Raw genomic sequence first — 7752 nt, 5'->3', positions numbered from 1 at the left:
GAAGGCCGAGCTGACCACCACCGACCTCTCCGCCGCCAAGAAGAAGGCGAAGAAGAAGGCCAAGAAGGCCGAGCTGACCACCACCGACCTCTCCGCCGCCAAGAAGAAGGCGAAGAAGAAGAAGGCCAAGAAGGCCGAGCTGACCACCACCGACTTCTCCGCCGCCAAGAAGAAGGCGAAGAAGAAGGCCAAGAAGGCCGAGCTGACGAATGTCGTCGACTTCTCCGCTGCGAAGAAGAAGGCGAAGAAGAAGACCAAGAAGGCAGAGAACGTGATCCTGTACCGGATCGCTGCCTAATCGAATTCAGCGCGGATCGCCCGCGCGAAAACGGCCGGACCCTCGGGTCCGGCCGTTTTGCATTTTTCAGGCTTGGGCAGAAGTGGCAGTTACGGCTCGCCGACGGTCAGGTCCGGCGCATCGGGATGTTTGATCCCGACGATGTGGTAGCCGGCATCCACATGATGGATTTCGCCGGTCACGCCCCGCGACATGTCGGACAGAAAATACGCCGCGGCATCGCCCACTTCATCCAGCGAAACATTCCGGCGCAGCGGCGTGTTATATTCGTTCCACTTGAGGATGTACCGGAAGTCGCCGATGCCGGACGCGGCAAGCGTCTTGATCGGCCCCGCCGAGATGGCGTTGACGCGGATATTCTTCACGCCGAGATCGGCGGCGAGATAGCGCACGGATGATTCCAGTGCCGCTTTGGCGAGGCCCATCACGTTGTAATGCGGCATCCACTTCTCCGCACCGTAATAGGTCAGCGTCAGCATCGAACCGCCATTCGTCATCAGCTTCTCGGCGCGCTGCGCGATCGCCGTGAACGAATAGCAGGAGATCAGCATCGTCTTGACGAAATTGTCCTCGGTGGTGTCGACGTAGCGGCCGTCGAGCTGATCCTTGTCGGAAAACGCGATGGCATGGACCACGAAATCCAGCGAGCCCCATGCGGCGCGCACCGCATCGAAGACGGCGTCGATGGTCTTGGCTTCCGAAACATCGCAATGGCCAACAACAATCCCGTCGACTTCTTCGGCCAGCGGTTCGACGCGCTTTTTCAACGCCTCGCCCTGGTAGGTGAAGGCGAGATCAGCGCCATGGTTACGGCAGGCCCGCGCGATCCCCCAGGCGATTGAACGATTATTCGCAACCCCCATGATCAGGCCGCGCTTGCCGCGCATCAGGCCAGAAGCATCCGCCATTGCTGTTCCTTTTTCAGGCGTTTTTGTGCGCCATCTTGTGGCATAGGGTATTCCGGCCTTCAAGAAGCCGGGGATCGCCGCCTGCAAGCCCGTGAAATATCGGAATAGTGAATGTCCTGAGGGGTTTATCTGCAGGAAAACAGCCTGTGCCGGGACCGCGGCCGACCCAACACAGGACCGAGGCAGCAACAGCATGAGCAGCTTTCGCCACGATGTCGAAGCCAATGTCCCCGCACTGCGACGGTATGCCCGGGTGCTGACCCGGGATGCGGAGCTCGCCGACGACCTTGTCCAGGATACGCTGGTCCGGGCGCTGCGGTCTGAGCATCTGTTTCATGGCGGCGAAATCCGGTCCTGGCTGTTCACCATCCTGACCAACCTGAACCGCAACCGGCTGCGTTCGCTGGCACGGCGACCCCTGACCGCCAGCCTCGACGACAATGACGCCCCCGATTCGGCAGGACCCGAGGCCGGCAGCCGCGATATCGAGCGGGCGCTCGACCTCCTGGTCGACGATCAGAGACAGGCGCTCCTGCTGGTGGTGCTCGAAGGTCTTTCATATCGCGAGGTCGCGGATATCCAGGGCGTGCCGATCGGGACCGTGATGTCGCGGCTGGCGCGCGCGCGGGCCCAGATCAAGGCCTATCTCGACGGCGAGCGCCCGGCGCTGCGCCGTGTGAAGTAATGAGGTGAATAATGGTCGATCGGACCTCCCCGGTCACCGAAGACGAACTCCACGCCTATGTCGATGGCGAACTGCCGATCGACCGCGTGGCTGCGGTCGAGGAATGGCTCGCCGCACATCCGGAGGATTCCGTGCGCGTGACTGCCTGGCGCAAGCAGGCGGATGCGATCCGCGCGCGCTTCGGACAATCCCTCACCGAGCCGGTGCCGGCACGGCTGCGGATCGAGGCGCTGCTGCGTTCGGGGCGCAACTGGCGGGCGATCGCGGCTGCCGTGGCGGCACTGGCATTCCTGGTCGGCGGCGTCTCGGGCTGGATGGCACGCAGCACGACGGAGGTTGTCGCTGCCGTCGGCGATCCGGCAGACGATCTGGCACAGCGCGCGCTCGCCGCGCATAAACTTTATATCGGTGAAATCCGCCATCCGGTCGAAGTCGGCGCCGACGAGGCACATCTGAGCCCGTGGCTGTCGCGGCGGATCGGCACCACGCTGCGAATTCCGGATTTCTCCGCCTTCGACATGAAGCTGCTTGGCGGCCGGCTTTTGCCGGGAGAAGCTGGGCCGGCTGCCCTTCTCATGTACGAGAACGGCAGCGGCGACCGGATCACCTTCTACCTGTCGAAGCTGAACCATCCGCAAATGGCGTTCCGCTACTACACCTCGGACCATGTCGCCGCGATCCGGTGGGTGGTCGGGGATTACGGCTATGTCGTCTCGGGGCCTGCCGACAAGATGCGGTTGAAGGAATTGGCGCGGGCCGCGTTCGAGCAGCTTGAGAACCGGGCGCCGCCGCCGGCGAACCGTTCGTCGAACGAGCCGCTGGTCAGCCGCCATGGCGGCTGATGCCGCGGCGAACCAGCCCGAAATTGCCCGATCAAGCTAAAGTCTTGCGCGGATCATAGGGCGCCTCATCGCGCCATTTGCGCATCAGGTCTTCGAGCGCCGGGTCGGCATTGTCGGGCAGCACGATGCGGATTGTTGCGAGCAGATCGCCCCGGCCGGTCTTGTCCGGCAGCCCCTTGCCCCTGAGACGGAAGGTGCGCCCGCTGCTGGTATTGGCGGGGATATTGAGTTCCACTGCACCGTCGAGCGTTGGTACCCGCACCTTGCCGCCGAGCACCGCCTCGTAAAGCGTGACCGGCAATTGCAGACGGATATTGGCACCTTCGCGTTCGAAATAGGGGTGCTTGGCGATATGGACGGTGATGATGGCATCGCCTGCCGGACCGCCGTCCGAAAAGCCCTGCCCCTTCAGCCGGATCTGCTGGCCGTCGGACAACCCTGCCGGAATCTTGACATCGACTTCCTTGCCGGTCGGCAGATAGACCCTGCGGGTACCGCCATGGGCGAGATCGGACAGCGTGATCGTGGTTGAGGCCATCGCATCGCGCCCGGGAGGCGGCGCGAATTCTTCCGGTTCGAACTGGCGTGCCCCGCCGCGGCGGGCGCGGCCACCCATCATTTCCTTGAGAATATCGTCGATGCCGCCGAAACCGCCGGCGCGGCCGCCGCGCTGCGCGCCCTGCGGACCGAAAGTGAAGGTCTCGAAATGGATATCCGGCCCCGCGCCCGCGCCAGCGTGAAAGCCGCCGGGATGCGCGCCTTCGAAGCCTTGGAAGCCCTGGAAGCCCTGGAAGCGGGGCTTGCCCTCGGCATCGATCTCGCCCGCGTCGAATTGCTTGCGCTTGGCCTCGTCGCCCAGAATCTCATACGCGGCGTTCGCCTCCGCGAATTTTTCGGCGGCTTTCGGATCGTTCTTGTTGGCGTCCGGATGGTGCTTCTTGGCAAGCTTGCGAAAGGCCGACTTGATCTGGCCAGCATCAGCCCCTCGCGGCACCCCCAAAACCTCGTAGGGGTCGCGCATGTGAAGACGAACTCCTTGTTGGCAGAAGCCGGACCGGGCCCGGCTCGTCGAGGACAGTTTATTTGGGACTGTAATCCGGTTTTCGCAACGCTGCAGCGCGATTTGCCGTCCATTTTGGCCGCATTTACGAGCGGCGCCAGGCCTTGAGCCTGCGGATCTCCCACTCGCCTTTCGCAGCCCGGCAGGCTTCCCCCTGCATCCAGGATTCCGTTCCCTGCGCCACATGGCTCGCGATGAAATCGCGGCACAATTCGCCTTCCATGCGATAGGCCGCCGCGACCGGTGTGACCGTACCCCGCGCCCCGGAATGCGGATTTTCCCAGGGCAGACTTGTGTGATCGGCGTCGCGGCGCATCAGCTCGACCGCGGCAACCTTGGCATATGCCAGATCGGAGGCCGGCGGCAGCCCGCTGCCCTCCGGGGAGGGCGGGCTGAGGATGGCTCCGGTATGCGCCGGCGCGTCCTTGGCGCCGGGGCCGGACACCTGCACATTGCTGCTGCAGCCGCCAATGAGGATACCCAGCGCCAGCATCAACCCGCCGCCGCGCAGCATTCGGCATAGGCGCGCGCACGGCGCTCGCCTATATACGGCGGATCGGACGGCTGATACCGGGCCGGCCACTCGGTGCTCCACGGAATGACAGACACACCCGCCATTGAACATCCGGACTTGTTAAGGAACGGTGATTTCACCGAGGCGTCCGAACCGCTTGCCCTGTTTGCGGCATGGATGGAGGAAGCCCGGCGGTCCGAACCGAACGATCCCAACGCGATGGCGCTCGCGACAGCAGGCGCCGACGGCTTTCCCGACGTCCGTATGGTCCTGCTCAAGGGCTTCGACGAGGAGGGCTTCGTCTTCTACACCAATCTGGAAAGCGCCAAGGCGCGCGAATTGCGGGAGCGTCCGCAGGCGGCGCTGGCGTTTCACTGGAAGTCGCTGCGCCGTCAGGTCCGTGTGCGCGGCCATGTCACGCCGGTGAGCGAGGCGGAGGCCGACGCCTATTTCGCGACACGGCCGCGGCTCGCGCAGATCGGGGCCTGGGCCAGCAGGCAATCCTCTCCGCTCGAGAGCCGTCTGGCATTTGAGAAGGCGGTCGCCGCCGTCACCGCGCGTTATCCTCTAGGCACGATACCACGGCCGCCTTTCTGGTCGGGCTTCCGGATTTCACCCGTGGCGATGGAATTCTGGCATGATCGGCCGTTCCGGCTGCATGACCGCATCGTGTTTGCGCGGGGCACACCGCAGGAAGCCTGGACCAAGACACGCCTTTACCCGTAACGGCCCGGTCACGACCGCGCGTTCAGCAGGGACGAGCCCATGCCTTCCTCCGATCATAACGGTCCGCGCCGCACCCTGCTCCTGACCGGTGCCAGCCGCGGCATCGGGCACGCGACGGTGAAACGTTTCTCCGCGGCGGGCTGGCGGGTCATTACCTGCTCGCGTCAGCCCTTCCCTGAAAACTGCCCCTGGGAGGCGGGACCTGAGGACCACATCCAGGTCGATCTCGGCGATCCGGCCAATACCGAAGAAGCGATCGCAGAAATCAAGCGCAGGCTCCCGGACGGACAATTGCATGCTCTCGTCAACAACGCCGGGATTTCGCCGAAGGGACCGCAAGGCGGCCGCCTGAGTGCGATCGAAACTGACGTGAAGACCTGGCAGCACGTCTTTCAGGTCAATTTCTTTGCGCCGATCATGCTGGCGCGCGGCCTGATCGACCAGCTCAAAGCGACCCACGGCTCGGTGGTCAACGTCACCTCAATCGCAGGATCGCGGGTCCATCCCTTTGCCGGCGCGGCTTACGCCACGTCGAAAGCGGCGCTCGCCGCACTGACCCGCGAGATGGCCGCCGATTTCGGACCGCTCGGCATTCGAGTCAATGCCATTGCGCCGGGCGAGATCGACACCGCGATCCTGTCGCCGGGCACCGAAAAGATCGTCGAACAGCAGATCCCGATGCACCGGCTCGGCACGCCCGACGAGGTGGCGAAGATCATCTACGTGCTGTGTACCGAGACGTCCTCCTACGTGCATGGCGCGGAAATTCACATCAACGGCGGCCAGCACGTCTGAGCCGCGGCGCTACAGCCATTTTTTCCACCGGAAATAGGCGTAGGGCAGGATAGCGGAGAATACCATCGCGATCAGGGCGGCCGGGTAGCCGTAGACCGTCTTCAACTCGGGCATGAACTCGAAATTCATGCCGTAGATCGATGCGACGAGCGTCGGCGGCATCATCACCACCGCGACCACCGAGAACAGCTTGATGATGTTGTTCTGCTCGATGCTGACGAGCCCCACCATCGCATCGAGCAGGAACGTGATTTTGTTGGAAAGGAAATTGGTATGGTCCGACAGCGACTGCACGTCGCGTTGCATGGTCTTGAGCTGCGCGCGGGTTTCCTTGGGCCAACGCAAGCCGTCGTCCTCATGCGCCAGGAACAGCACGAGCCGTCCGATCGACACCAGACTCTCGCGAACCTTCGACGTCAGGTCGCCCTTGCGGCCGAGCGTGAACAGGATGCCCTGATAGACCCGCGACGAACCGCCCCGGCTTCGCCGCTGTTCGAAAATCCGGCGGGACACCTGATCGACCTCCACGCCGATGCGTTCCAGAATGTCGGCATTGCGGTCGATCACTGCATCCAGAAGATCCATCAGCACCGCCTGGCCGGTGACGTTGGCCGGACAGGATCGCCCAAGTTTGTGGCGAGTCATCGCAAACGGACGCGGCTCGTCGTAGCGGACCGTTACCAGCCGCTGGCCGGCCAGGATGAACGATACCGCCGTGGTCACCGGCGAGGGCGTGTCGGATTGCGACATCAAGGTCGCAGTCATGTAGCGCGCGCCATTTTCCACATAGAGACGGCTGGAAATCTCGATTTCCTGCATCTCCTCGCGGGTCGGGATCGCAACGCCGACCAGCCGCTCGACCAGCTTGTCTTCTTCGAGAGTCGGATTGAGCAGGTCGAGCCAGACCGCCGCCTCGGGAATGCCTTCCCCGGACTCCCAGTGATGCGGCTCCAGCGTGGTTTCACGCGGAACATAGACGGTTAGCATGAACGTTCCCCGGATGCGGTTCAGACCGCGGCGGCGAAGTCATGCCTTCTCGCTGGCCGGGCCGGCAAGGCCCAAATAAGCCCTCGGCAGTGCAATGGGCGTGTCAGGATCCCCGGTTCTGACGATCCTTGCGCGGGGCGGGTTCGCGCCGGCTCTCGCCGCCATAGGGCAACGCAGCAACCAGAGCTGAGATGGCGATCCGGCCGTAGCGCCGGTCAAGCTCCGGCTCTTGCCGGCTTTCGGCACGCTCGCCGCGGGTGGTCGATTCGGTCATGGATGGCTCTCCTCCAAGGGTATGGCGTTCGGCCAGTTGATGTGGTGGCCTGTTCGTTTTGTGGCGGCCTGCGTCGCGGTAAACTTGGCCTGTTCGCTTGCGTCGCGTTGAAAGCTGCCGGAAGAATTGGCAGTGAGTGGGGCGGAATTGGGCGGCGAATGGTATGACTTGGGGGCACGGCCTCACAAAGCCGTGTGCCGCCGTGTTCGGTGGTGGCGGACCAAGGTAAACTGTCGCTTAAGGGCTTGGACGTAGCCTTGTCCGAACGCCCATGCCGTTTTCGCATTGCGGCATTCGTGCAACACCCTCACAGGAGCGGTGCGACTTTGGCGCCGAAATGCTGGATGACTGGCGTTTTTCCGCTATGGTCCCATCGAAATTTACGCCAGAACGGCGCTTCATCGGGGAATGGATGGCGATGCGCCTGATCGCGCTTCTCCTTTTGGCTGTTGGCTTGTCGGGTTGCGTCGCTTCGACCAACGCGAAATACGAGCCTGCGTCCGAAGCCAATCTGAAGCCGCGGGATCGCGAGCTGCTGGCGAAGGCGCCATATGAGAAGGTCCAGATTCCGGAGCCTTACAGGCGGCACATCGTCAATTATCATCGCAAGGAATCGCCTGGATCGATCGTGGTCGATGCCGATTCGCGCTTCCTTTATTACGT

General features: G+C 63.4%; 10 protein-coding genes and 1 pseudogene. 6 read left to right on the top strand and 5 right to left on the bottom strand.

The window, feature by feature from the left end; all coding sequences use genetic code 11:
• Nucleotides 1–298, top strand: a 298-nt coding sequence (locus ACK41X_RS21820; RefSeq protein ID WP_409727879.1) for a hypothetical protein, incomplete at its 5' end; no start/stop codon positions are given.
• Between the two features lie 89 nt (nucleotides 299–387).
• On the opposite strand, the gene fabI is transcribed toward ACK41X_RS21820, so the two are convergent.
• Nucleotides 388–1206 carry an enoyl-ACP reductase FabI gene (fabI, locus tag ACK41X_RS21815; RefSeq protein WP_409727876.1) on the bottom strand — a complete coding sequence of 273 codons (819 nt, stop codon included), beginning with the start codon at nucleotides 1204–1206 and terminating at the stop codon, nucleotides 388–390.
• A gap of 193 nt (nucleotides 1207–1399) precedes the next feature.
• Here fabI and ACK41X_RS21810 point away from each other — a divergent pair, with 193 nt between their 5' ends.
• Together ACK41X_RS21810 and ACK41X_RS21805 are read left to right on the top strand one after the other, a co-directional pair.
• On the top strand, nucleotides 1400–1891 hold the full coding sequence (locus ACK41X_RS21810; protein ID WP_409727873.1) for a sigma-70 family RNA polymerase sigma factor: 492 nt from the start codon (nucleotides 1400–1402) through the stop codon (nucleotides 1889–1891).
• A gap of 11 nt (nucleotides 1892–1902) precedes the next feature.
• Nucleotides 1903–2733, top strand: coding sequence for an anti-sigma factor family protein (locus ACK41X_RS21805; protein WP_409727870.1), 831 nt, complete (start codon nucleotides 1903–1905; stop codon nucleotides 2731–2733).
• Between the two features lie 31 nt (nucleotides 2734–2764).
• Here the strand turns inward: ACK41X_RS21805 and ACK41X_RS21800 are convergent, their stop codons facing one another.
• Both ACK41X_RS21800 and ACK41X_RS21795 read right to left on the bottom strand, forming a co-directional pair.
• Entirely contained in the window at nucleotides 2765–3754 is a 990-nt protein-coding gene (locus ACK41X_RS21800) for a DnaJ C-terminal domain-containing protein (protein ID WP_409727867.1), read from the bottom strand.
• Nucleotides 3755–3878: 124 nt separating this feature from the next.
• Complete coding sequence (locus tag ACK41X_RS21795) at nucleotides 3879–4286, bottom strand: RT0821/Lpp0805 family surface protein (protein WP_409727864.1); 408 nt, start codon at nucleotides 4284–4286, stop codon at nucleotides 3879–3881.
• A gap of 105 nt (nucleotides 4287–4391) precedes the next feature.
• On the opposite strand from ACK41X_RS21795, the gene pdxH reads away from it, so the two are divergent.
• Both pdxH and ACK41X_RS21785 read left to right on the top strand, forming a co-directional pair.
• Nucleotides 4392–5033 carry a pyridoxamine 5'-phosphate oxidase gene (gene pdxH, locus ACK41X_RS21790; protein ID WP_409727861.1) on the top strand — a complete coding sequence of 214 codons (642 nt, stop codon included), beginning with the start codon at nucleotides 4392–4394 and terminating at the stop codon, nucleotides 5031–5033.
• A 39-nt stretch (nucleotides 5034–5072) separates the two neighbouring features.
• Nucleotides 5073–5828, top strand: a complete 756-nt coding sequence (locus tag ACK41X_RS21785) for an SDR family NAD(P)-dependent oxidoreductase (RefSeq protein WP_409727858.1) — start codon at nucleotides 5073–5075, stop codon at nucleotides 5826–5828.
• Nucleotides 5829–5837: 9 nt separating this feature from the next.
• On the opposite strand, the gene ACK41X_RS21780 is transcribed toward ACK41X_RS21785, so the two are convergent.
• Nucleotides 5838–6815 carry a magnesium transporter CorA family protein gene (locus ACK41X_RS21780; protein ID WP_409727855.1) on the bottom strand — a complete coding sequence of 326 codons (978 nt, stop codon included), beginning with the start codon at nucleotides 6813–6815 and terminating at the stop codon, nucleotides 5838–5840.
• A 103-nt stretch (nucleotides 6816–6918) separates the two neighbouring features.
• Nucleotides 6919–7089 carry a hypothetical protein gene (locus ACK41X_RS21775; RefSeq protein WP_409727852.1) on the bottom strand — a complete coding sequence of 57 codons (171 nt, stop codon included), beginning with the start codon at nucleotides 7087–7089 and terminating at the stop codon, nucleotides 6919–6921.
• 364 nt (nucleotides 7090–7453) lie between these two features.
• On the opposite strand from ACK41X_RS21775, the pseudogene ACK41X_RS21770 reads away from it, so the two are divergent.
• Nucleotides 7454–7752, top strand: a pseudogene (locus ACK41X_RS21770) (hypothetical protein); the annotation flags it as partial.

Origin of the sequence: Pseudorhodoplanes sp., assembly GCF_046289595.1 — a bacterium.
GTDB lineage: Bacteria > Pseudomonadota > Alphaproteobacteria > Rhizobiales > Xanthobacteraceae > Pseudorhodoplanes.
The sequence above is the reverse complement of the archived record's forward strand: the minus strand, read 5'-3'. Positions and strand labels throughout refer to the sequence as shown.

Bases quoted from the DNA above. Each gene is read 5' to 3' on its own strand.
- fabI (WP_409727876.1), bottom strand. From the start codon at position 1,206: ATGGCGGATGCTTCTGGCCTGATGCGCGGCAAGCGCGGCCTGATCATG.
- ACK41X_RS21810 (WP_409727873.1), top strand. From the start codon at position 1,400: ATGAGCAGCTTTCGCCACGATGTCGAAGCCAATGTCCCCGCACTGCGA.
- ACK41X_RS21805 (WP_409727870.1), top strand. From the start codon at position 1,903: ATGGTCGATCGGACCTCCCCGGTCACCGAAGACGAACTCCACGCCTAT.
- ACK41X_RS21800 (WP_409727867.1), bottom strand. From the start codon at position 3,754: ATGCGCGACCCCTACGAGGTTTTGGGGGTGCCGCGAGGGGCTGATGCT.
- ACK41X_RS21795 (WP_409727864.1), bottom strand. From the start codon at position 4,286: ATGCTGGCGCTGGGTATCCTCATTGGCGGCTGCAGCAGCAATGTGCAG.
- pdxH (WP_409727861.1), top strand. From the start codon at position 4,392: ATGACAGACACACCCGCCATTGAACATCCGGACTTGTTAAGGAACGGT.
- ACK41X_RS21785 (WP_409727858.1), top strand. From the start codon at position 5,073: ATGCCTTCCTCCGATCATAACGGTCCGCGCCGCACCCTGCTCCTGACC.
- ACK41X_RS21780 (WP_409727855.1), bottom strand. From the start codon at position 6,815: ATGCTAACCGTCTATGTTCCGCGTGAAACCACGCTGGAGCCGCATCAC.
- ACK41X_RS21775 (WP_409727852.1), bottom strand. From the start codon at position 7,089: ATGACCGAATCGACCACCCGCGGCGAGCGTGCCGAAAGCCGGCAAGAG.